The 22131-nt window shown below is 71.2% G+C and carries 20 protein-coding genes; 11 read left to right on the top strand and 9 right to left on the bottom strand.

What is annotated here, in order from left to right:
- Nucleotides 1–104 precede the first annotated feature (104 nt).
- Nucleotides 105–1082 carry a TerC/Alx family metal homeostasis membrane protein gene (locus BLA60_RS33550; RefSeq protein WP_075137072.1) on the top strand — a complete coding sequence of 326 codons (978 nt, stop codon included), beginning with the start codon at nt 105–107 and terminating at the stop codon, nt 1080–1082.
- A gap of 90 nt (nt 1083–1172) precedes the next feature.
- Here the strand turns inward: BLA60_RS33550 and BLA60_RS33555 are convergent, their stop codons facing one another.
- The 5 genes from BLA60_RS33555 to BLA60_RS33575 form a co-directional block, all read right to left on the bottom strand.
- The gene (locus BLA60_RS33555; protein WP_075137073.1) at nt 1173–2645 is read right to left on the bottom strand and encodes a helix-turn-helix domain-containing protein; all 1473 of its coding nucleotides are present in this window, start codon (nt 2643–2645) and stop codon (nt 1173–1175) included.
- A 278-nt stretch (nt 2646–2923) separates the two neighbouring features.
- A complete protein-coding gene (locus BLA60_RS33560; protein ID WP_075137074.1) occupies nt 2924–4060 on the bottom strand; it encodes a hypothetical protein in 1137 nt (378 codons plus the stop codon).
- The gene (locus BLA60_RS33565; RefSeq protein WP_154814796.1) at nt 3954–5552 is read right to left on the bottom strand and encodes a M48 family metallopeptidase; all 1599 of its coding nucleotides are present in this window, start codon (nt 5550–5552) and stop codon (nt 3954–3956) included. Before BLA60_RS33565 ends, BLA60_RS33560 begins: the two co-directional genes overlap by 107 nt.
- A 28-nt stretch (nt 5553–5580) precedes the next feature.
- Complete coding sequence (locus BLA60_RS33570; RefSeq protein ID WP_211288932.1) at nt 5581–6231, bottom strand: hypothetical protein; 651 nt, start codon at nt 6229–6231, stop codon at nt 5581–5583.
- Nucleotides 6232–6322: 91 nt separating this feature from the next.
- Entirely contained in the window at nt 6323–9274 is a 2952-nt protein-coding gene (locus BLA60_RS33575) for an AfsR/SARP family transcriptional regulator (protein ID WP_075137076.1), read from the bottom strand.
- Between the two features lie 252 nt (nt 9275–9526).
- Between BLA60_RS33575 and BLA60_RS33580 the strand changes: the two genes are divergently transcribed.
- The 4 genes from BLA60_RS33580 to BLA60_RS33595 all read left to right on the top strand — a co-directional run bounded on the left by BLA60_RS33580 (nt 9527) and on the right by BLA60_RS33595 (nt 12594).
- Complete coding sequence (locus BLA60_RS33580) at nt 9527–9994, top strand: GNAT family N-acetyltransferase (RefSeq protein ID WP_211288933.1); 468 nt, start codon at nt 9527–9529, stop codon at nt 9992–9994.
- Nucleotides 9995–10114: 120 nt separating this feature from the next.
- A complete protein-coding gene (locus tag BLA60_RS33585; protein WP_075137077.1) occupies nt 10115–11449 on the top strand; it encodes a phenylacetate--CoA ligase family protein in 1335 nt (444 codons plus the stop codon).
- A gap of 39 nt (nt 11450–11488) precedes the next feature.
- Nucleotides 11489–12151: a hypothetical protein gene (locus BLA60_RS33590; RefSeq protein ID WP_075137078.1), complete on the top strand. Its 663-nt coding sequence runs from the start codon at nt 11489–11491 to the stop codon at nt 12149–12151.
- Nucleotides 12152–12165: 14 nt separating this feature from the next.
- Nucleotides 12166–12594, top strand: coding sequence for a nitroreductase family deazaflavin-dependent oxidoreductase (locus BLA60_RS33595; protein ID WP_245812325.1), 429 nt, complete (start codon nt 12166–12168; stop codon nt 12592–12594).
- Here BLA60_RS33595 and BLA60_RS33600 read toward each other — a convergent pair.
- Nucleotides 12591–12821, bottom strand: coding sequence for a hypothetical protein (locus tag BLA60_RS33600; protein WP_075137080.1), 231 nt, complete (start codon nt 12819–12821; stop codon nt 12591–12593). The two genes, BLA60_RS33595 and BLA60_RS33600, sit on opposite strands and share 4 nt — an antisense overlap.
- A 145-nt stretch (nt 12822–12966) precedes the next feature.
- Here BLA60_RS33600 and BLA60_RS33605 point away from each other — a divergent pair, with 145 nt between their 5' ends.
- Nucleotides 12967–14145 carry an acyl-CoA dehydrogenase family protein gene (locus BLA60_RS33605; RefSeq protein ID WP_245812326.1) on the top strand — a complete coding sequence of 393 codons (1179 nt, stop codon included), beginning with the start codon at nt 12967–12969 and terminating at the stop codon, nt 14143–14145.
- Nucleotides 14146–14247: 102 nt separating this feature from the next.
- Nucleotides 14248–15489: an acyl-CoA dehydrogenase family protein gene (locus tag BLA60_RS33610; RefSeq protein ID WP_075137082.1), complete on the top strand. Its 1242-nt coding sequence runs from the start codon at nt 14248–14250 to the stop codon at nt 15487–15489.
- 56 nt (nt 15490–15545) lie between these two features.
- On the opposite strand, the gene tpx is transcribed toward BLA60_RS33610, so the two are convergent.
- Both tpx and BLA60_RS33620 read right to left on the bottom strand, forming a co-directional pair.
- Nucleotides 15546–16082 (bottom strand): thiol peroxidase, encoded by a 537-nt coding sequence (gene tpx / locus BLA60_RS33615; RefSeq protein ID WP_075137083.1) that lies wholly within the window; start codon nt 16080–16082, stop codon nt 15546–15548.
- Between the two features lie 5 nt (nt 16083–16087).
- On the bottom strand, nt 16088–16486 hold the full coding sequence (locus tag BLA60_RS33620; protein ID WP_162293046.1) for an SgcJ/EcaC family oxidoreductase: 399 nt from the start codon (nt 16484–16486) through the stop codon (nt 16088–16090).
- A 228-nt stretch (nt 16487–16714) separates the two neighbouring features.
- Here BLA60_RS33620 and BLA60_RS33625 point away from each other — a divergent pair, with 228 nt between their 5' ends.
- From BLA60_RS33625 to BLA60_RS33640, 4 genes are read left to right on the top strand one after another with little or no spacing between them, the layout of a single operon-like run.
- A complete protein-coding gene (locus BLA60_RS33625) occupies nt 16715–17212 on the top strand; it encodes an SgcJ/EcaC family oxidoreductase (RefSeq protein ID WP_075137085.1) in 498 nt (165 codons plus the stop codon).
- Nucleotides 17209–17691, top strand: a complete 483-nt coding sequence (locus BLA60_RS33630; protein ID WP_084735630.1) for an SgcJ/EcaC family oxidoreductase — start codon at nt 17209–17211, stop codon at nt 17689–17691. The genes BLA60_RS33625 and BLA60_RS33630 overlap by 4 nt, the downstream gene beginning before the upstream one ends.
- 31 nt (nt 17692–17722) lie before the next feature.
- On the top strand, nt 17723–19063 hold the full coding sequence (locus BLA60_RS33635) for a condensation domain-containing protein (protein ID WP_075137086.1): 1341 nt from the start codon (nt 17723–17725) through the stop codon (nt 19061–19063).
- 18 nt (nt 19064–19081) lie between these two features.
- The gene (locus BLA60_RS33640; RefSeq protein WP_075137154.1) at nt 19082–20413 is read left to right on the top strand and encodes a cytochrome P450; all 1332 of its coding nucleotides are present in this window, start codon (nt 19082–19084) and stop codon (nt 20411–20413) included.
- A 118-nt stretch (nt 20414–20531) separates the two neighbouring features.
- Here the strand turns inward: BLA60_RS33640 and BLA60_RS33645 are convergent, their stop codons facing one another.
- Nucleotides 20532–22058, bottom strand: a complete 1527-nt coding sequence (locus BLA60_RS33645) for an MFS transporter (protein WP_075137087.1) — start codon at nt 22056–22058, stop codon at nt 20532–20534.
- Nucleotides 22059–22131 lie beyond the last annotated feature (73 nt).

A 22131-nucleotide genomic window follows, 5' to 3' on the forward strand; every position in this document is an offset into this window, starting at 1 on the left:
TTCCGTAGGGCTTACCCGGTCAGTACGGACATCCCGATCGGTGTCCTCGGGAAGCCGCCCGGTGGGTGAAGGAGACCTCGAACCCGAGCGTTCGAGGAGGTCCTGTGCCTGACACGACCATTGGCTCACCCGCGTTGTGGGCCGTGAGTATCGCGGTGCTGCTGGCGCTGCTGGTCGCCGACTTCGTCGTGACCCGCCGCCCGCACGAGGTGTCGATGCGCGAGGCCGTCGGCTGGTCGGTGTTCTACCTGACGCTGCCCGTGCTGTTCGGACTGTGGCTGTGGTCGGCCTTCGGTGGCGGGCAGGCGTTGGAGTTCATGACCGGCTTCGTGGTGGAGAAGTCGTTGTCGGTGGACAACCTGTTCGTCTTCATGTTGCTGCTGACGGCGTTCGCGGTGCCGGTGGCCGTCCAGCAGCGGGTGCTGCTGTACGGGATCGTCGGCGCGCTGGTGCTGCGTGGCGTGTTCATCGCCGCCGGGGCCGCGTTGCTGGCGGCCGGCACCTGGGCGTTCCTGGTGTTCGGCGTGGTGCTGCTCGCCTCGGCGGCCAAGATCCTGCACCAGGCCGGTTCCGAACCGGTCCGGGACACCTCGCGGATGCGGTCGGTTCGCCTGCTGCGCCGGCTGATGCCGGTCACCGACGACTACCGCGGGGCCCGGCTGACCGTCCGCGAGAACGGGCGGCGCGCGCTCACCCCGCTGGCGGTCGTCGTGGTGGCGGTGTTCGCGACCGACGTGGTGTTCGCCGTCGACTCGGTGCCCGCGGTGTACGGCATCACCGAGGACCCGTACCTGGTGTTCGCCACGAACGCGTTCGCGCTGCTGGGTCTGCGGGCGCTGTACTTCGTGCTGCACTCGGCGCTGGCCAAGCTCGTGCACCTCAACCACGGGCTGGCGGTCATCCTCGCGTTCATCGGCGTGAAGCTGGTGCTGCACTGGGCACACGAGGTGTGGCCGGCGGTCCCGCAGATCCCCACGCCGGTCTCGTTGCTCGTCATCGTCCTGGTTCTGGCCACGGTCACCGTCACCAGCCTGCTGGCCCGCCGCCGCGAGGCCGCCAGGGTCGACGCCCCGGGGAGCTGATCGTGATGACCGCACTCGTCGTCAACGGCCTGGTCGAGCTGTTCACCACCCTGCTGGTGATCGCCGCCCTGGTGATCGCCTGCGCGGCGATCACCCCGCCCCGGCCGTGACCGAACGCACCCGCAGCGCGTGGTACAGGTCGTAGCGCGCCGACGGGCCGCGTAGCAGCGCGCGGCCCAGCAGGTCCTCGACCCTGGCCAGGCGCTTGCGCAGGCCGTGCGCGGAGATCCCCAGTTCGCTGGCCACCGCGGTGGTGCGCAGGTCGTGCCGGAACCAGGTCGACACGGTGGTCAGCAGCGTGCGCCGGTCCTCGCCCAGCAGCGGGGAGAGTTGGACCTCGGCCCAGCGGCGGATCTCCGGGAGCGTGAACAGCTCGTCGAACCCGAGCGGCTCCGGCGGGTTGCCGGGGTGCGGGCGCTCGTCGATCAGTTGCAGGGCCAGGTTGAGCTCGGCCTGGATGGCGAAGCGTGACAGGTCCCGGTCGAGTTCGGTGCCGATGCGGGTCAGGCGCGCGGACAGCGTGTTGCGGTGGATCTTCAGCTGGGACGCCGCACTGGCCCCGAAGTCCAGCCACGACAACAGGGTCGCGAGCAGTTCGAACGCGTCCGGGTCCTGGGGCCGGGCCGGCCGGTAGGCCAGCAGCGGCGCCAGCGTGCCCCTGGCCCACGCCTGTCCCGCCTCGCCGAGCAACTCGCCCAGCTCACCGTGCGGCGAGAACCGGGCGAAGCGCTCCGGCCGGTTGCGGGCCACCGACAGCGCGTGGAACGCCTGCTTGTAGCCGACCGGCAGGTCGCGCAGCGCCACCCGCAGGCCGACCCCGACCGTGGTCTCCGGCACGGTCGCGGTCAGCTCCTCGACCAGCGCCGCCGGGGTGTCCTCGCCGCCGGGGGCGATCACGATCACGTGCCCGCCGTACACCGGGCAGGGCACCACCCACGCGCGTTCGCCGAACACCTCACGGCAGCGCGGGGACAGCCGGTCCCGCGAACCGGGCGTGCCGGAGACGATGTACACCCGCGCCAGGTCGGGCAGTGCCGGACGCAGCGCGGCGGCGGTCCGCCGGGCCCCGGACACCTGCCCGACCATCAGCAGGTGCAGCACCGCCTCCCGGACGGTCGCGTCGGCGGCGTCGAGGCGCGCGGCCCGCCGCTCGGCGACCGCCGCGCGCCAACACAGCCACAGTGGACCCACCGCGGCGGCGACCAGGCCACGGTGCGCGCTGGTCAGCGACCCCTCCCGGGCGAGGACCAGCACCGGGCGCTCCGGCGCCGGCCCGACCGGCAGCACGGCCACGTCGTACCCGCCGGCGTGCACCGCGACCGACCCGACCTGCCCGGACCGCACCCGCGCGAGGTCGCCGGCGAGTTCCCCGGCGACCAGCCGCGAGAGCCGCCCGGCGCCCTCGGGGGCCACGACGGTCGGCTCGCCGGCCGGACCGGCGAGCACCGCCTCCCCGCCGAGGCGGCGGGCGAGCAGGTCGAGCACGCGTGCCACGCCGTCCGGTCCCGACGCCTCCTGGTACACGAGGCGTAACTGACCGTCGTCGGTGTCGCGGGTCGGCATCCCGGGGCAGCTCCCTGTCTCTCCGCCTGATCGACGCGCCTGGCGCAGCGGAGAGTGACCCCAACACCAGGCGCACTGTGCACACCAAAACTGGGGTGACTCGCCCTCCCAGTCTAGCGTTGCCGGTGACCGTGAGTGACTCGCGAGGGTTGCGCACGGGCGCCCGTTCCGGGGGGACACGGGCGCGACCGGGGAAGGGGTGTCCCGGGCACCGGCGGGGAGTGCCCGGGACGGCCCGGTGTGATTCCGAGAGTGGTTCCGGTGTGGACGGTGCGTGGTCAGGTGGTGGCCGCGCAGGCCCGCCGGCGGTAGCTGTCGAACACGGTGGCCGCGTTGTCGCCGAAGTCCTCCCACGGCCGGCCGGCGGCGTCGGTGCCCAACTGTGCGAACAGCGGCACCGCCTCGGCGCCCCGGCCGGAGCTGACCAGGCCGTAGGCCGCCCAGCTCCGGTCGCTGTTGGCGTGCACGCCCCGGCCGCCGGTGGCGCTGCCCAGCCAGGTCAGCAGCACGTCCAGCGCGCGCCGCACCCTCGGGTCCTGCCAAACCCGCTCGTCGTGGTCCTCCAGGTCGTAGGCGACCTGCACGACCAGGAACGCCAGCGACGGGGACGCGGCCGCTGCCCGCTCGGCGAAGGCGAACAGGTGCTCGTAGGACCCGTTGCCCTCGGGCGACAGGTACATCAGGGCGAACTCGTGCCCGGTGCGGTGCAGCGGATCGCGGGCCTGGAGTTCCTTCCAGATCGCGGCGAAGGCGATCGGGTCGTAGCCCTGGGCGCGGGCGAGCGTGACCAGCGTGCACCACGGGGTGGGGTCGTTGGGCGCCAGTTCGGTGGCCCGGCGGGCGGCGGTCTCGGCGCGTACGACGGTCTCGTGGAACGCGTCGTGCTGGTCGGCGCGGGTGGCGGCGCCCGGCTTGTTGCCGCGCAGCTTCCACGCCAGCCAGAACAGCGCGTGCGCGTCGAGCACCGCCAGGTGCGGGTCGTACTCGCCGGTCACCGCGCGCCAGGACCGCACCCAGGTGTCGTCGTCGGCCGCGGCCTCGCCCAGCGCGTGCACCGCGACCGAGCGCAGTGCCCAGTCGCCGGCGCTGCGGGTCAGCAGGTCGACGGCCGGGCGGTGGTCACCGGCCCGCGCGGCCGCCACCGCCGCGCTGACCACCGGGATCCGCCGGGACAGGCTGGTGCTCAGTGTCTGCTCGGGCGGCAGGCCCCACCGGGTCACGTCGACCGCCGGCAGGTCGGGCAGGCCCGGCACGATCTCGGCCGGGTTGACCGCCGGGTCGACCTGGCGGATCAGCGCGATCAGCGTCTCAGGCGGGGCGGCCTCCATGTAGGCCGTCACCGACAGGCCACGGCGCTTGGCCTCCTTGCGCAGGGCCATCAGCACGCGGGTCTTGGTTCCCAGCAGCAGTGCCACGATGTTCTCGCCTTCCGTGTGGTGGTGCGGCCGCGTCGAGCAGGGCGCGCAGGGCGGTCGTGTTCGGCGGGCTGGCGACCGCCGCGTCGACCAGCCCGCGCAGCGACGCGCGGAACCGCTGGTCGAGCACCATCCGGCCGACCGAGGGCCAGGACTCCTGCCAGCGGATGGCACCGGCGTCGGTGAGCGTCGCCACGACCGCACCAAACAGTCCTTTGTGTACGTACAGCCGGGCGCGTTCGGCCCGCACCCGTGGGCTGTCCGGCTGGCCGGCTGGGTCCGGCGCGAACTCGCCCAGCCGGCCGGCGTCCAGCGCGTCGAGCAGCGTGCGCAGCCGTGGGGGCCGCCCGGTCAGCCGGGCGGCCGTGGCCAGTACCTGGTCGGTGTTCCCGGTCAGCGCGGCGACCCCGCCGACGCGCACCAGCGTCGGCCAGTCCACCCGCCGCTTGCCGTGCGCCTCGGGCACCAGCCCGTCCAGCAGCGCCGCGTCCAGCAGTGGCAGTGGGTCGCGCAGCAGGCCCAGCGCGTTGCCGGCCGGCACCCGGACCGTGCCGGGCGCGGCGAGCGCCTCGATGGCCGCGATCCGCTGGGCCAGCGGCGGGTGCGTGTCGTACGGGTCGGACTCGGCCGGCGGGTCGGCGCGCAGCCCGGCTAACTCGTCGTGCAGCGCGGCACACAGCCTGCGGTACCCGCTGAACGCGTCGGCCGGCAGGTAGCCGGCGTCCCAGCCGACCACCAGGTGGTTGTTCACGAACACGTCCCACGACTCGGCGATCGGCGCCAGCTCGCGGAACGCGGCCACCGTGGCCGCCGACCCGACCGCGACGGCCGCCGCCTCGTCCGCCGCGCTCTCCTGACGCCGGCTCAACCTGGTCGACGCGCGCAGCGTCACCCCGCCGGTGTGCCGCAGCAGGAAGTGCAGCCCCCGCTGGAGCAGGTCGTCCCGGTTGATCGTGCCCAGCGTGTGCACGAACGCCCGCCGGCTGCGGTAGGCGATGCCGGCGAAGCGGGTGTCCCGGTTGCTGTAGTGCGCCAGCTCGTGGGTGAGCACCGCGGCGAACTGGGCCGAGGTCAGCTCGGCGACCAGCGGGGCCCCGATGAACAGGTGTCGCCGGGTGGCGATCAGTCCCAGCAGCCGGGTGTCCTCCCGCACGGCGGCGTTGGCCTGCGCCACCAGGTGGATGTCGTCGGGCGGGGCGGTGCCGGCGACCTCGGCGAGCCGGCGGACCAACGCCCACAGCTCCGGCTGCTCGTGCTCACGCACCGGCACGCCGTGCACCGGGTGGTCGATCCTGGCCGCCAGCACCCACAGCCCACGGCCCAGCACCAGCACCGTGGGCACCACCCCGATCGCGATCTTCACGGCGGTGACCGGGGACTCGGTGAAGGCCCAGACGTTGAACCCCACCAGCCCCACGATCAGCACCAGCATCCCGAGCGGGACGACACTGACCAGCACCACCCAGGTCACGGTGCGCGCCAACAGTTTCACGATGTCCACCCAGGACGGATCGGCCGTGTCAGTTGGACCAGACGACCGGGCTGTCGCTGTAGTCGTCTCCCTCGGAGAAGGTGGCGCCGGTGACCGGCGTGCCGTTGGACGCGGTCAGCGAACACGTCTCGTAGGACGCACCGGCGGTGGTGAAGTCCTTCGACGCGGTCTCGTTGTCGCACTTGCCGGGGATGTCGCCGATGAGCACGACTCCGGTGCCGGAACCGCCTTCCAACTGCCCGCGGAGCTTGAGCGAGGCGTAGGACAGGTCGGTGCCGCCGACGTTCTCCACCGTCATCTTGATGAAGTAGGGCGTCATGCCCTTCGCCCGCTCGCCGAACGCGGCCATGTCGGCCTCGGTGCCCTGCTCGATCGCCGTGACGGTGACGGCGATGGTGCCCTCCTTGTCGGCGGTGTACCGGAACGGCAGCACGGCCCGGTCTCCGACCTTGAGCTCGGTGCCCGGCGCGGTCACCTCACCGCCGGCGGCGGCGTCGTCACCGCTGGTGGTGGTTTCCTCGCTCGACTCGGAGGTGACCGGCGCCTCCTCCTCGGTGGTGGCGGCGGTAGTGGTGGTCTCCGCCGCCTGCGCGCTGCCGTCCTCCTCGCCGCCACAGGCCGACAGCAGCAGCCCGACGGTGGCCATGCCGGCCGCGAACACGATACGTCCCTTGTGCACTTCCCCAACCTCACTGATCCCCGAGAGAGATGTTCGACGGAAGCAACCTTCCAGGCCCCGGTACACGTCCGGAACATTCCCGGAACACTCCTCAGTGGATCGTGGAACGCACGCCGGCCGCCTCACCTCCCAGCCGCGCCGCCTGCTCGTCGTGGCCGGCGGCCGCGTGCAGCCCGGCGAGCTTGTCCAACACCCCGGCCAGCAGGTACGGGTAGTCGATGCCTCTGGCGATCTCCACGGCCCGCTCACCCTCACCGATCGCCGCCGGCAGGTCGTCGCCGTGCAGCCGGGGGTCGAGCAGGTCGACCTGGACGCGGATCTCGAACATCGGGTCGTAGAGCACCCGCGCGATCTCCAACGCCTCGGTCAGCCGCCGCCGCGCGCTGTCGTACTCGCCGGCCGCCAGGTGCAGGCAGCCCCAGGCGTGGCCGGCGTAGAACGCGCCGGAGGGCCCGATGTCCCCGGCGCGGGCGGTCAGGTCGGTGAACGCCTCCCGCGCCTGGTCGTGCTGGCCCAGGGCGAGCCAGGCCTGCCCGAGCCAGTAGGTGTCCCGCGCGATCAGCGTCCGGATGCCCTGCTCCCGCGCCCGCGCGACGACCTCGGCGAGCACCGCCACCGCCTCCCGGGGTCGCCCGGCCTGGAGATGCGCGAGCCCGACCTGCGAGTAGGCGTGCAGCGCGGCGGCGGTCTGCCCGTTGGCGGTGAGCCGCTCGTTGGCCTCGGTCCCGGCCGCGATCGCCTCGGTCAGGTGTCCGTTGGGCACCAGGAAGAACGGCGCGTTGCTCAGTGCCTCCAGGTAGCCGCGCTGGTCGCCGATCCGCTCGAACAGCCGCATGGCCTCGGCGTTGGACTCCTCGGACGGGCCGTAGCGGCGGCGCGTGTAGCGCAGGCCGGCCATCGAGATCAGCAGCCTGGCCTGCCCGCGCAGGTTCCCGGCCTTGCCGGCCAGTTCCATGGCGGTGTCGTAGCACTCCTGCCAGTCGTCGAAGTACCGCTCGGTCTCGAACAGCGTGTGCCCACCGACGGCCAGTTCCCAGCACAGCTCGTCGCTGCCCAGCCCGGCCGCCTGTCGCACCCCGGCGACCAGCGCGATCCGCTCGGTGTCCAGGATCGTCATCGGCGGCACCGACGCCGGCAGGCTCGCCTCGACCAGTTCCGGCCGCCACCGCGCCGCGTCCCGCTGGAACATGTTCTGTCCCATGTGGTCCCGGTCGGCGATGTCGGTGAGCGCCAGCAGCGCCCCCAGCGCGCGCCCGACGGCGGCGTCCCGGTCCCGCGGGTCGTCCTCCTCCTCGGCGCGTTCCCTGGCATAGGCCCGGATCAGGTCGTGGAACCCGTAGCGCGCCTGCCCGTGCGGCGAACCGGTGACGTCCAGCAGGTGGACGTCGACCAGGTCGTCGAGCAGGTCCTGCGCCGCCCGCAGGTCGGTGTCGAGCACCGCGGCGGCGGCCCACAGCGGGAAGTCGGGGGCCTCCAACAGCCCGAGCGCCCGGAACAACGCCCGGGCACGCGGCCGCAACCCCTCGTAGCTGAGCCCGAAGCTGGCCCGCACCTCCAGGTCGCGGTAACGCAACGCGTCGAGCCGGTGACGTTCGTCGGCCATCCGTGACACCAGGTCCGACACCCGCCAGTGCGGCCGCGACGCCAGCAGTGACCCGACGATGCGCAGCGCCAGCGGCAGCCGCGCGCACTGCCCGACCAGCGCGGCCAGATCGGCGGGGGTGGCGGCGGCCAGTCGCTCGTCCATGCCGCGCAGCAACGCGAGCCCGTCGTCCTGGGCCATCTCCCGCAGCTCGAACCGGCGGGCGCCGCCCAACGCGCTCAACCGCACCCGCCCGGTGACGATCACCCCACAGGTCCCGCTGGCCGGCAGCAGCGGCGCGATCTGCGCCTCGTCCAGGGCGTCGTCGAGGACGACGAGCACCCGCCGCTGCGCCAGCAGACTGCGGTAGAGCGCCGCCCGCTCCTGGGCGTCGTCCGGCACCGCCGTGGCCGGCACTCCCAGTGACCGCAGGAAACTCCCCAGCACGATCGTCGGATCGACGGGCTGCGCCCGGGTCCCGGCCAGCACGGCGAACAGCTGCCCGTCCCGGTAGACCGCCCCCAGCCGGTGGGCGGCCTGCACCGCCAGCGCGGTCTTTCCCGTGCCACCCGGCCCCGACAGCGTGACGATCGGCGGGCCGGCCTCCCGCCCGGTCCGCAACACCGCTTCGATCTCGGCGAGCTCACGGCGCTGCCCGGTGAAGTCCCCGACACCGGGCGGCACCATCCTCGGCGCGGCGGTGTCGTCGACGTGCTGGTCGTGCGGGGTGGGGCCGAGGGCGGGGTCGTCGTCCAGCACCGCCTGGTGGAGGTCGCGCAGCTTCTGGCCGGGTTCGAGCCCGGTCTCCTGGACCAGGACGTCCCGGGCGCGCAGGTAGGCGTGCAGGGCGTCGGTGCGGCGCCCGCAGCGGTGCAGGGCGAGCATCAGCTGGCCCCACAGCCGTTCGCGGAACGGGTGCTCGGTGGTCAGGGCGGTGAGTTCGCCGAGCAGCTCGACATGCCGCCCCAGCCGCAGGTCGACGTCGACCCGCTCCTCGACGACACACAGCCGCAGCTCCTCCAGCCGGGCGACCTCGGGAACCAGCTCGGGAACGTCGACCGTGCCGGCGAACGCCGGACCGCGCCACAGGCCGAGGGCCTCGCCGAACAGCCGCCGCGCCCGCTCCAGCTCACCGGCGACCAGCGCCGTTCTGGCCAGCGCGGTCAGATCCTCGAACCGGGCGGCGTCGAGTTCGTCACGGTCGACGCGCAGCAGGTACCCGGAGTCGTCCCGGGTGATGCGGTCGCCGAGGGCCTGACGGAGGCGGTGGACGTAGCTGTGGACGTTCTTGGTGGCGCTCTTGGGCGGGTGGGTGCCCCAGATCGCGTCGGCCAGGGTGTCGGGCGGGACCGAGCGACGGGTGAGCAGGATGGCGAGGACCAGGCGGGTCTTGGGGGTGCCGAGGTCGACCGGGGTGCCCGCCTGCCAGACGGCCAGGGGGCCCAGTACACCGAAGTCCATGTGGTACTCACTCCTTGGCTGTACTGTATCTGGCGCTGTGGAGTGGATGTCGGTTCCTGGCGCGCGGTTCCGTGAGTGGTCAGTGGCTCAGATCTCGGGGCAGTGGGATCTGGTGCGTCTCCACCCCGGTATCGTGCGGCGGCACGCGAGAGGTGAGGGAGGTAGATGAATATGGCTGTCAGTGGCCGTCTTCAGCCTGCCCTTTTCCGTTCCGCGCGAGGATAACGCGCGGTCACGAAACCGGAGTATCGCGTGTCTCTGATCACCGACCGTCTCATTCTGCGGTCATGGAGCAACCCTGAGGTCACCGCTGTCCTGGATGGTCAGCGTCCGCCGCACTGGGCGGAGGACTTTCCCGCCGAGGGGGACCGGGTCATCGCCGGTCTGTTCGCCGAGCATCCGCTGTGGCTGGGGGAGTTCGGCCACCGGCAGGTCATCGAACGGCACACCGGGCTGGTGGTCGGGTCGATCGGTCTGTTCTGGCCGCCCAGTGACGGCACCGTCGAGATCGGTTACGGCATCGTCGCGTCGCGGCGGGGGCTCGGGTACGCCTCGGAGGCCACCGGCGCGCTGACGGCCTTCGTTCTCGGGAACGCCGGGGTGCACACGGTCGAGGCCGAGGTGGAGTTGTCCAACCCGGCCTCCGTGCGGGTGCTGGAGAAGGCCGGGTTCCGGCGCTCCGGTGCCGACGAGCGGGTCGCCCGCTACACCAGGCGGTAGGCAACGGGGGGGCCGGCGGTCACTCCGCCGGCCCCGACACTTTGTGTGGGCGCGGGTTCCGTCCGCCCCGGCGGTGATATACATGCACGCATTGCAATGTGCGAATGTATAGGAGACACGATGGCCAGTCGCCTTCAGTTGCTGTGGGACACCCGGGTGGCCCACCGTCAGGCCCCGGACGCCATCGCCCGGCGCCAACGTGACCGCCTGGCCGCCCTGGTCACCCACGCCCGAACCCGTTCACCCCACTACCGCGCCCTCTACCAGCACCTGCCCGCCGTCGTGACCGATCCCGGGCAACTCCCGGTCACCAGCAAGGCCACGCTCATGCCCCATCTCGACGACTGGGTGACCGACCCCGCAGTGACCCGCGCGGCCCTCCAGGACTTCGTCGGCGACCCCACCCGGGTCGGCCAGAAGTTCCTCGGCCGCTACCCCGTCACCACCACCTCCGGCACGACCGGAACGCCCGGCATCTTCCTGTCCGACCGCCACGCCGTCGCGGTCACCTCGGCGCTGGCCACCCGCATGCTCGCCGCCTGGCTCACGCCACGGGACGTTGTCCGGGTGGCCAGGCGCGGCGGCCGGACGGCCATGGTGATCGCCACCGGCGGACACTTCGCCGCCGCGTCGGCCGCCGCGGCTCTGCGGTCAAACCCTGTGCACCGCAACAGGATCGGTGTCTTCGGTGTCCACATGCCACTGCCGGAACTCGTCGACGCGCTCAACGGGTTCCGGCCGGCCATCCTCTCCCCGTACGCCAGCCTCGGCGCCCTGCTCGCCACCGAGCAGCAGGCCGGCCGGCTGCGCATCGACCCCGCCCTGGTCGCCCTGTCCGCCGAAGGGCTGCCGGCGGGGGAGTACGCGCGGATCGCCGACGCCTTCGGTGCCCCGGTCCGCCACGGGTACGCGGCCAACGAGTGCCCGTTCCTCAGCTACAGCTGCCCGCACGGCTGGCTGCACGTCAACAGCGACTGGGTCATTCTCGAACCGGTCGACGCCGACCACCAGCCCGTCCCGCCCGGGGAGCGGTCGCACACCGTCCTGGTGACCAACCTCGCCAACCGGCTCCAGCCGATCCTGCGTTACGACCTCGGCGACGCCGTCCTGGTCCGCCCCGACCCCTGCCCGTGCGGCGACCCGCTGCCGGCCCTCCAGGTCCAGGGCAGGGTCGCCGATCTGCTCACCTTTCCCGGCGGGGTCACCATCGCGCCGCTCGCCCTGAGTCTGGCGCTGGAACGTGTCCCCGGCGTCGAGCGGATCCAGATCGTGCACGCGGCGCCGGCCGCCCTCACCGTCCGGCTGCGGCCGCGGGAGGTCTGGCCGGCGGTGCGCACCGAGCTGACTGGTGTGCTCGCGCGGCACGGGCTCGGTGACGTCGCCGTCACCTGCGCCGACGAGCCGCCGCGACAGTCGGCCGGGGGGAAGTTCCGGGCGGTGATCCCTTTGAGTTGAACGGTGCTACATTGAATATATGCATAGTAAAGTGAAATCATGACCGCGCTCGCGGGCATCGCCGGTCTGGGGTTCGCGGTGATGCTCGTCGCCGTCAACCCGGTGCTGCTGCGCGCCGGGCTGCCGCTGCCGGGATCCACCCGCCCCCTGGCCGAGATCAGCGACTCGCTGGCCTGCGCGGCCAGCCGGATCCGGGCGCCGTCGGTGATCGTGCCGCTCGCCTGGTTGTGCACCACGGTCTTCGCCGGGGGACTGGTGGCGACGCTGTGGGGCGACGACCCCGGCACGAACACCCTGGCGCTCATCGGATTCGCGGCCTTCCTCATGCAGAGCGCCGTGTTCGCGGTCGTCGAGGCGCTGCGGTTCGGGCTGGTCTCGGCGGCCACCCGCGCCCCCGGCTCGGTCGCCGGACTCTGGACCATGGCCAACGTCCTCGGCGGGTTCAACCGGGTCTTCCTCACCCTCGCCCTGGTCGGCTTCGGCGCGGCCGGCGAACGCACCGGCCTCATCCCCGGCTGGCACGCCTGGCTCGGCCACCTCTGCGCGGCGCTGCTGCTCGCCCTGGCGATGCTCACCCCCTACAGCCTCGGCGGTGACCGACACCCCACCGCCCGCCGGATCGACTCGCTCGGCTGGCTCGCCGGCGGACTCGCCTGGATCACCTGGATCGTCGCCTTCAGCGTCCAGCTGCTGGCCCACTGACGAAAGGACCCGTCGTGACGACCTATCGGCGAAGCCGCGCCCTGCGCGTCGGCGACACGATCGTCGGCTGGCTCATCTGGACCGGGCTGGTACCCAACGGGTACCTGCTGACCACCGTCGGACGACGCACCGGCCGGGAACGCACGACACCGGTGGCCGTCGTCGCGCACGAGGGCCGGCGCTGGCTGGTGTCCCCCTACGGCGCGGTCGCGTGGGTGTTCAACGCCCGCGCCCACGGGAGCGTGGTCCTGCGGCGGCGGTTCACCCGCCGCGAGTACACCGTCCGCGAACTGCCCGCCCAGGAGGCCGGTCCGGTGCTCCGGCGCTACTACGTCCTGTCCGCGCCGTCGCGCCCGTACATCAACGCCACCAAGGACTCCCCGGTGGAACGGTTCGTCGCGCAGGCGCCCCGGCACCCGGTGTTCGAGCTGACGCCGCGCTAGTCGACCGGGCCGCGCAGGGTCAGCACGACCCGCAGGACGTACTCGACGGCCGTGCCGAACGCGGCACCGCGCAGCTCACCCCGGTCCGACAGGTTCCTGGCGGCGAACTCCAGCATCCGCTCGGTCCCGCCCCGCCGCACGACCAGCGCGGCGATCTCCTCCAGGTCCAGGTCCGGGTGGTCGCCGCGCGCCAGGGCGAACTCGACGACCAGCTCCTCGACCGTCATGTCCGCCTCCCTCCGCCACCGCCCAATCTACCCGGCGGGGGTCCGCACGAGCAGAGATGTGGGCCGCCCGCCCGGGTTCCAGTATGGAACGCGGTTGCGCGGACACGGACCAGTCGCGGCCCCGGTCACTGCTCAGGGAGGTTCTGTGGAAACCACGGATGTGCCGACGCGGGAGGAAATGCGACGCCGCGCGTCTGAGTTGGTCCCGGTGCTGCGGGCGAACGCGGCCTGGACCGAGCAGAACCGGCAGCTGCACCCCGAGTCGATCGAGGCGGCCGCCGACGCCGGCATCTTCCGGATGCGGGTGCCCAAGCGCTACGGCGGCTACGAGTGCGACGCCCAGACCCTGGTCGACGTGAGCATCGAGCTCGGTCGGGGCGACGGCTCCACAGCCTGGGTGTTCTCGGTCTACTGGATCCCCGGCTGGATGGTCGGCATGTTCCCCGACGAGGTCCAGGACGAGGTCTTCACCAGCCCCGACGTGCGGGTCTGCGGCACCCTGAGCCCGTCCGGGATGGCCGCGCCGGCCGACGGCGGCATCGTCGTGAACGGCAAGTGGGGCTTCATCAGCGGTGCGCTGCACGCCCAGTGGCAGGAGATCATCGCGATCCTGGTGCCCGAGCAGGGCGAGCCGTACCCGGTGATGGCGCTGGTGCCGATCTCCGAGCTGGAGATCGTCGACGACTGGCACGTCGGTGGCCTGCGCGGCTCCGGCAGCGTCACCACCGTCGCCAAGGACGTCTTCATCCCGCAGGCGCGGGTGCTGCCGCTGCCCTCGGTGATGACCGAGCAGTACGCCTCGGTGCTCAACGCCGAGAGCCCCGCGTTCCGGGTGCCGCTGCTCGGCGCGGCCAACTCGGCGTCGGTCGGCGGCCCGGTCGGGCTGGCGAAGGCGGCGCTGGAGCTGTTCTACGAGCGGATGAACCGCAAACTCACCTACACCAACTACGAGAGCCAGGCCGAGGCGCCGATCACCCACCTGCGGGTCGCCGACGCCGCCGTCAAGATCGACCAGGCCGAGTTCCACGCCCGCCGGGTCGCCGAACTGGCCGACCGCAAGGGGCTGACCGGTGAGCCGTGGACGCTGGAGGAGCGGATCCGTTCCCGCGCCGACATCGGCACGATCTGCAAGCTGACCAAGTCGGCGGTGGAGACGCTGGCCATGTCCAGCGGCGGGTCCTCGCTCTACGACACCTCGCCCATGCAGCGGATCCTGCGCGACATCCAGGCGATCAACCTGCACGCGCTGATGGCCCCGGACGCCAACCACGAGCTGTACGGGCGGATGATCTGCGGCCTGGAACCCAACACGACCTACGTCTGACGGCTGTTCCCGAGCGAGGCGGGTGACGCGGCGGCGGTCGGCCGGTGACGGCCGTCCGACCGGCGCCGCCGCCATCCGCCCCTGGACCAAAGGACACGCGTGATGGCAGTCCCCGCGATCGTTCCGGAGTTCGGTCACCCCCAGCCGCCCGAGCCGGGCCTCACGCCCGAGGAGGTCATCGCCCGCGCCGAGACCATCGCGGCCACGCTGGTTCCCCGCCAGCACGAGGTCGAGGAGCGCACCTTCTACGGCCTCGACGTGCACGAACGTTTCCGCGAGGCCGGCTTCTACCGCATCCTCGTCCCCCGCCGCTACGGCGGCTACGAGTTCGGTGTGGACACGTTCATCCGCGTCTCGATGGCGCTGTGCCGGGGCTGCCCGTCCACCGGCTGGATGTACACGCTGGGTGCGGCGCACGCGCTGGCGGTGGCGACCCTGTTCGATGAGCGGGTGCAGGACGAGGTGTTCGCCGGCGGTGACTTCATCTGCCCCGCGACGGTGCTGCCGGCCGGCACGGCCGTGCGCGCGCCGGACGGCGGCTGGACCATCAACGGCACCTGGAGCTACTGCTCCGGCTCGCCCTACGCCTCGCACTTCCTCGGCCACGTCCTGGTGACACCCGAAGAGGGCGCCGAGCCGGTGCCGATGATGTTCATCGCGCCGCGCGACCAGTGGCGGCGGCTGGACGACTGGGGCGCGCTGATGGGCCTGAAGGGCAGCGGCTCGCACAGCATCACCATCGAGAACGGTCACATCCCGGCGCACTACGCCATGGACACCCACCTGAGCCTGCTGTCGGTCACCGACGGCACCCCGGGCGCCGCACTGCACGGCAACCCGATGTACGGCGGCGGGCCGATGAGCTTCATGGTGGTCGAGTCCGGCGCGCTGGCCGTGGGCATCGCCAAGGGCGCGGTGGACGCCTACGAGGACCTGATGCGCAGCCGCAACACCCTGTTCCCGCCGATCGTCCCGCGCACCGAGGACCCGGACTTCCAGTACTGGTACGGCGAGGCGAGCGGTCTGATCGCCACGGCCGAGGCCGCGATCATGAACACGATCCACGAGTGGCAGCGGATGTGCGAGGAGGGCCCGGCGGCGTTCACCCGGGAACGGGAACTGCACCTGGCGTCGGTCGTGCGGGAGGTCGTGCGGCTGGCGTGGCGGGCGGTGGAGCACTACGCGTTCCCGACGGCCGGGTCGAGCGCGGTGCGCACCGGCGAGCGGATCGAGCGGCACTGGCGCGACCTGTCGACGGTGATGAGCCACGGCGGCATCGCCATCTTCCTCAACGCCATGGCGGTCCGCGAGTACGCCAGGGTGAAGCTGGGCGTCGAGCACTGAGCCCCGGCGACGTGACGAAGGCGCCCCTCGCGAGGGGCGCCTTCACCGTGTGCTCCTCAGCCGGCGTTCCAGGCGGCCCGCACGACCCGGTCGTAGTCGGGCTGGGCCTCGATGGTCGGCACGTACTCGGCGTGCACCACCGTGTCGTCGGCGTCCACCACGAACACGGCCCTGGCCAGCAGCCGCAGTTCCTCGATGAGGACCCCGTAGGCCAGCCCGAAGGACAGGTCACGGTGGTCGGACAGCGTGCGGACGTGGTCGAGGCCGGCGGCGCCGCACCACCGCGCCTGGGCCGTGGGCAGGTCCACCGACACGGTCAGTACCGGGATCTCGCCGTGCTCGGCGACGACCTGGTTGAACCGGCGGGTCTGCGCGTCGCACACCGGTGTGTCCAGCGACGGCACGGCGGAGATCACCCGCACCGCTCCGCCCAACGAGGAGAACGTCACCGTGGACATGTCGGTGGCCACGACCGTGAAGTCCGGTGCCCGGTCGCCGACCCGGATCTCGGGACCGACCAGGGTGACCGGACGGTCCCGGAAGGTCGTGACCGCGCGCCGTCTCGGCTGTGTCGCCGGCTGTGTCGCTGTCATCGCCGTCAGCCCGCGACCGGGCTGGTCTGCTGGGAGAACAGCCGCCACTGGCCGTCGTGGCGCACCGAGACCCACGTGGCACGCACCGCACCGTACTTCCCCAGATCGGTCTCGCCGGGCGGCAGCACACCGCCGTCGGTGATCACGACGGCGACGTCGGGGGTGAGGACCTTGACCTCGATCGGGTCCTGCACCAGGCGCGTGCCACCGAACCGGCCGGCGAACGCGTCGCGCAGGTAGTCGCGGATGGCCTCCCGGTCGGTGAGCTGGTCGTCGTCGAACAGAATGCTGCCGTTCTCGACGAATCCGTCGGCGAAGGCGTCGGCGTCGTTGTCGTCCCATGCCGTCCCGGCGCGCCGCAGGGCGGCGAGAACCGCGGACTTCTCGCCATTGTACTCGGACATTCGAGCCTCCCTGGAGTGTGCGGATGTGGCCATTGTCCAGACGTCATGGTCCCGTGCGCCATCATGGTTCGCCATCTTGTGCGGTGCGGGATTTCTTGATTATTTATCGCAAATGTTCAGCACTGGTGGAGATGGGTTGACCACCGGAATTATGTGACGATATCTCCCGCGCACAGGCGATGGAAATTGGATGGCACGGTTCGATTCGATCTCGACTAAGGAGTCAGCGTGGTCACACCAAGCACCGAAGTCGAAGCCGCGGCCGAGCAGGCTGGCTACCACGGCGAGTTCCTCGACGAGTTCTACGGTTCCTTCACCAGCGAGCGGGAGAAGGAGGTCCTCAGCATCCCGCTGCGTCTGGTGACCTCGTGGGCGAGCTGGGACGCCGAAGCCGTCGCGAGCGTGTTCACCAAGGACGGGATCCTGATCCTGCCCGGTGACGTGCTCAAGAAAAGCCGTGACGAGATCCAGGCCTTCATGACCGCCGCCTACGCCGGCCCGTTCAAGGGCAGCCGGGTCGTCGGCAAGGTCGTCGACGTCCGTTTCGTCTCCGAGGACGCGGCGCTGCTGCGCACCCACGGCGGCATCCTCGGCCCCGGCCAGACCGAGATCGATCCGGCGATGGCCGTGCGCTCGACCTGGGTCGTCGTGCGCTCGGAGGACCAGTGGCAGCTGGCCGTCTACCAGAACAGCCCGCGTGGTGCCGGGGCCACGCTGCGCTGGTGAGCGCCACCGACACGTCCTGGGGTGCGGCCTCGGCGCACCTCGCGGCGCTGGGGGTGCCCGAGGACACCGGGTTCTACGGCGAGTTCACCGGCGAGGACGAGAAGGCGGTGCTGACGATCCCGCAGCGGATCACCCACGCCTGGGCGACCAACGACCCGGACGCGTTCGCCGACACGTTCACCGAGAACGGCAGCGTGCTGCTCCAGGACAACCAGCTCACCAGCCGCGAGGAGATCCGGGAGTACCTGCGCCGGGCGTTCGAGGGTGGTCTGGCCGGTGCTCGGGTGACGGGTGTTCCGCTCGACGTGAAATTCCTCGCCCCCGGGGTCGCGATCGCGATCACCGAGGGCGGAATCGTGCTGCCGGGCGAAACCGAGATCGCCCCGGAACGCCGGATTCGCGCGGTGTGGGTGGTGGTTCGCGGCACCGACGGCACGTTGTCGCTGATCTCCCACCAGAGCAGCCCGATCGCCAGTTGACGTGAATTCCAGAGAAATCGGACGGTGAGCGATGAGTACCGAGTCAGCGGACCCGATCCCGCTCTCATTCAGCCAGGATTTCATGGTCATGTTCGACCAGGGTGACCAGCAGGGCCCGTTCGGTCCCCGCTACCACGTCGTGTACGGCTGGCGGGTGCGCGGCGGGATCGACGTCGCGACGCTGCGCGCCGCGCTGGCCGACGTGGTCACCCGCCACGAGATCCTGCGCACCGTGCTGGTGCGCGACGAGCAGTCCCGGCACCCGGAGCTGTTCGCGCCCAGCCAGCCGGAGCTGGAGATCCGCGACCTGACCGGCACCGAGGTGTCGGCCAGGGACCGGGCGGCGGAGGAACTGCTGATCGAGATCGAGGCGAGCGAGTACAGCTTCGCGCGGGCGCCGATGCTGCGCGGCGTCCTCGGCCGTTTCGACGACGGCGACTCGGTACTCGTCCTCATCGCCCAACACATCTCGGCCGACGTGTGGTCGATGCAGGTGATCATCAAGGAGCTGGCGGAGTACTACGCCGCGCGGTCGGCCGGCCGGGAGCCGGAACTGCCGCCGGTGGTGCAGTACCGCGAGTACGCGACGTGGGAGCGGGCCGCCATGGCCGGCGAGTCCCTGGAACGTTCCCGCGCGTACTGGCGCGAGACCCTCGACGGCGCGAAGCTGATCCCGACGCCCAGCGACTTCTCCCGGTCGGCGAACCTGCCGAAGAACACGTCGGTGGAGCGGTACCTGGTCGGGACGGACGTGACGACCGCGACCCTGGAGCTGGCGCGGGCGACGCGCAGTTCGCCGTTCATGGTGCTGTTGGCCGCCTACAAGGTGATGCTGCGGGAGCTGACCGGCGAGACCGACATCACGGTGACCACGATGATGTCGGGCCGGGGCCAGTCGCGCTTCGAGAACACGGTGGGCTCGTTCTTCAACTTCATCGCGCTGCGGACGTCGCTGGCCGGGTGCGAGAGCTTCCGCGAGGTGGTCGAGCGGGTGCGCCGGACGTGCCTGGGGGCGTTCTCGCACGCGATCCCGTTCCCGATGATCATGGGTGATGTTCCGGACCTGGCCCAGGCGTTCTTCGCCGAGGACTCCCAGGTGTTCGCGTTCCAGGTGTTCCAGTTCCCGTTCGTGATGTCGGCCCAGCGGGTGGGGGACCTGGAGTACTCCGAGATCCGCCGGCGTCTGCTGCCAGCGTCGGTGAGTACCGACATCCCCGACGGTGCACTGTGGACGCTCGACATCGACCCGACGACCAACGAGATGATGGGCCAGTTGCAGTTCAACAGCAACCGTTTCGAGGCGAGCACCGTGGGGGGCCTGGTGGCCAGGTACCTCCAGGTGCTCAAGGAGTCGGTGTCCACACCGGACTGAGGAGATAACGTGGTCAGCATGTCGTTCGCCCCCGTGCCGTCGGGGGTCACCGCCAAACCGATCCCCGGTGAACGCGGCCTACCGGTCCTCGGCGTGTCCGGCAAGATGATGCGCGACCCGTTGGGGTTGCGTCAGGAACAGTACGAACGCCACGGTCCGGTGAACTGGTTCCAGGCGTTCGGCATGCGCCAGGTGGGCCTGTTGGGTCCGGACGCGGCCGAACTGGTGGCGATCAATCGGGACAAGGCGTTCGGTCAGGGCTGGGAGCCGATCCTCGGCACGTTCTTCCCGAAGGGCGTGCTCCTGCTGGACTTCGAGGAACACCTGCATCGGCGCAGGCTGATGCAGAACACGTTCTCCCCGGAGCGTCTCGGCGGCTACCTTCGCCGCATGCAGACCGGTATCACCCGGGACGTGCGGGGCTGGCGGCCAGGCGCCCGTTTCCTGGCACGGGAAGCGGTCCACGACACGCTGCTGAACGTGTCGACCGGGACCTTCCTGGACATCGGGAACCCCGGGGACGCCGCCCGGGTCGGCGAGGCGTTCGTCAACACGGTCCGCGGCCCGTACACGATGATGCGGTTGCCGCTGCCCGGCACCCAGTGGAGCAAGGCGCTGCGCGGACGACGCCTCCTGGAGGAGTACACGGCCAGCCAGATCCCCGCCAAACACGCCGGCGACGGGGACGACGTGTTCAGCGCCCTGTGCCACTCCCGTGACGAGCAGGGTCATGGCCTGTCGGAGGAGGACCTGGTCAACCAGATCATCTTCCTGATGATGGCCGCGCACGAGACCACGACCAGCGCCCTGTCGTCGATGATCTACTTCCTGGGCCGGCACCCCGAGTGGCAGGACCGCCTCCGCGAGGAGTCGCTGTCCCTGGACGAACAGCTGGACCTGAAGGACCTGGACCAACTGGCCACCTGCGACATGGTGATGAAGGAGTCGGTGCGCCGCTTCCCGCCGATCAGCGAACTGGCCCGGCGCACGGTGAAGGACACGGAGGTCCACGGCCACTTCATCCCGGCCGGGACGGCGGTGAGCGTGTCGGTGCTGTTCAACCACCACATGGAGGAGTACTGGCCGGACCCGATGACCTGGGACCCCGGCCGGTTCGCCGCCGACCGGCGGGAGGACAAGAGCCACCGGTTCGCGTGGACGCCGTTCGGCGGGGGAGTGCACAAGTGCATCGGGTTGCACTTCGCCAGTCTGCAGATCAAGGCCGTGATGCACCAACTGGTCCGGAACTTCTCGTGGCGCCTGCCGGAGGGATACCGGTTGCGGACCGACTGGTCCGGTCCTCCCGCGCCCAAGGACGGGCTCCCGGTGGTCCTGTCACGGATCGGTTAGGGGTCTGCACGCCGCTGCCCGCCGCAAGGCGGGCAGCGGCTTTTTCCTGGTGTCACGACAGGTTCGGGGTTGGCGGCGGACCGCCAACCCCGAACCTGGTCGTGAAGAACCCCAACCCTCAGGCAGCCACCGAAGACTCCGAAGACGACGAGGACGACGAACCCAACGGCCCGACATGCCGCAACCTCACCATGATCAACACAGCGACGGCGGCCAACAGCACCCCAGCGATCCCACTGGCGACCTGAAGCCCCTCGGTGAACGCCCCCCGGGCCGACTCGAGAACGGTCTCCGGCACCCGGTCAGCGACCGTCACCGCACTGGCCACACTCTCCCGAACCTCCTCCGGCGACGCTCCACTCATCTCCCCCCGGTACACCACCGTCGCCACGGTTCCGATGACCGCGAACCCGACGGCGGCCCCCAACTCGTTCCCCACCTGGGGAATGGCCGCCGCGGCGCCGGCCTTGTCCGGCGGCGTCGCACCGAGCACCAGACCCATGCCCAGCGCCACCGTGGGCCCGCCACCCAGACACCACACGCTCCAGCCGACCACCAACACCCCGGGTGAGGTCTCCGGCCCGATCTGGGTGAACAGCACCAGAATCACCGCGACCACCAGCAGGCCGACACCGATGATCACCGCCGGTCGGATCCGGCGGGCCAGGATCGGGGCCACCATCGAGCTCACGGTGGCCATGGCCATGCCGGGCAACAACGCCAGCCCGGCCTGGAGCGGGGACAGGTTGGCCACGGACTGGAACCACTGGGCCATCAGCAGCATCACCCCGCCGGAGAGCAGGGCGTAGGCGATCAGACCCACCATGCCGATGCGGAAGTCCGGGATTCGGAACAGGTTCACGTCCAGCAGCGGATCCGCCAGCCGTCGCTGTCGGCGGATGAACAGCACCGTGAACAGCACGCCGACGATCACGGCCAGGGTCGGCACCAGCTGGAGGCCGTACTTGGCGATCTCCTTGATTCCGTAGATGCACGGCAGGATCGCGGCCAACGACATCACGGCACTGACCAGGTCCAGGCGCCCGGCCTCCGGGTTGCGGTACTCGGGCAGCAGCACCGGGCCCAACACCAGCAGCAGCACGATCACCGGCACGCCGATCAGGAACACCGAACCCCACCAGAACTGTGACAGCAGGATCCCGCCGGCCACCGGGCCCAGGATCGCGCCGGCGGTGAACGACGCTGCCCACACGCCGACCGCCAGTCCCAGCTGCTTCGGGTCGCGGAACATGTTGCTGACCAACGACAACGTCGACGGGGCCAGGGTCGCACCGGCGACACCCAGCAGGACCCGGGCGACGATCAGCATCTCCGGGCTCGTGGAGTACGCGGCCAGCAGGGAAGCGGCTCCGAAGGCCGCCGCACCGATCAGCAACAGCTTTCGGCGGCCGATCCGGTCACCCAGGCCACCCATGGTGATCATGAAGCCACCGACGAGGAAGCCGTAGATGTCCATGATCCACAGTTGTTCGATGCCGTCGGCGCCGAGGTCCGCGCTCAGGTGTGGCAGCGCCAGCACCAGCACGAAGAAGTCGAACGCCACCAGCATCACGGTCAGCGCCAGGACGGCGAGGCCGACCCATTCCCGTTTTCCGGCCTTGGTCGGTAGGACGTCAGCGGTCACGGTCCGATACCTCCTCGCCTCGCGCGTGATTACCCAGCGTCACCAGGGTGCGGGGTCGGCGGGCTTCGCAACA

Origin of the sequence: Actinophytocola xinjiangensis (assembly GCF_001921215.1) — a bacterium.
GTDB classification, from domain to species: Bacteria; Actinomycetota; Actinomycetes; order Mycobacteriales; family Pseudonocardiaceae; genus Actinophytocola; species Actinophytocola xinjiangensis.

Coding starts and splice junctions, on each gene's coding strand:
- BLA60_RS33620 (WP_162293046.1), bottom strand. CDS start 16,486: ATGTCCGAGTACAATGGCGAGAAGTCCGCGGTTCTCGCCGCCCTGCGG.
- BLA60_RS33635 (WP_075137086.1), top strand. CDS start 17,723: ATGAGTACCGAGTCAGCGGACCCGATCCCGCTCTCATTCAGCCAGGAT.
- BLA60_RS33555 (WP_075137073.1), bottom strand. CDS start 2,645: ATGCCGACCCGCGACACCGACGACGGTCAGTTACGCCTCGTGTACCAG.
- BLA60_RS33600 (WP_075137080.1), bottom strand. CDS start 12,821: ATGACGGTCGAGGAGCTGGTCGTCGAGTTCGCCCTGGCGCGCGGCGAC.
- BLA60_RS33640 (WP_075137154.1), top strand. CDS start 19,082: ATGTCGTTCGCCCCCGTGCCGTCGGGGGTCACCGCCAAACCGATCCCC.
- BLA60_RS33575 (WP_075137076.1), bottom strand. CDS start 9,274: ATGGACTTCGGTGTACTGGGCCCCCTGGCCGTCTGGCAGGCGGGCACC.
- BLA60_RS33610 (WP_075137082.1), top strand. CDS start 14,248: ATGGCAGTCCCCGCGATCGTTCCGGAGTTCGGTCACCCCCAGCCGCCC.
- BLA60_RS33585 (WP_075137077.1), top strand. CDS start 10,115: ATGGCCAGTCGCCTTCAGTTGCTGTGGGACACCCGGGTGGCCCACCGT.
- BLA60_RS33590 (WP_075137078.1), top strand. CDS start 11,489: ATGACCGCGCTCGCGGGCATCGCCGGTCTGGGGTTCGCGGTGATGCTC.
- tpx (WP_075137083.1), bottom strand. CDS start 16,082: ATGACAGCGACACAGCCGGCGACACAGCCGAGACGGCGCGCGGTCACG.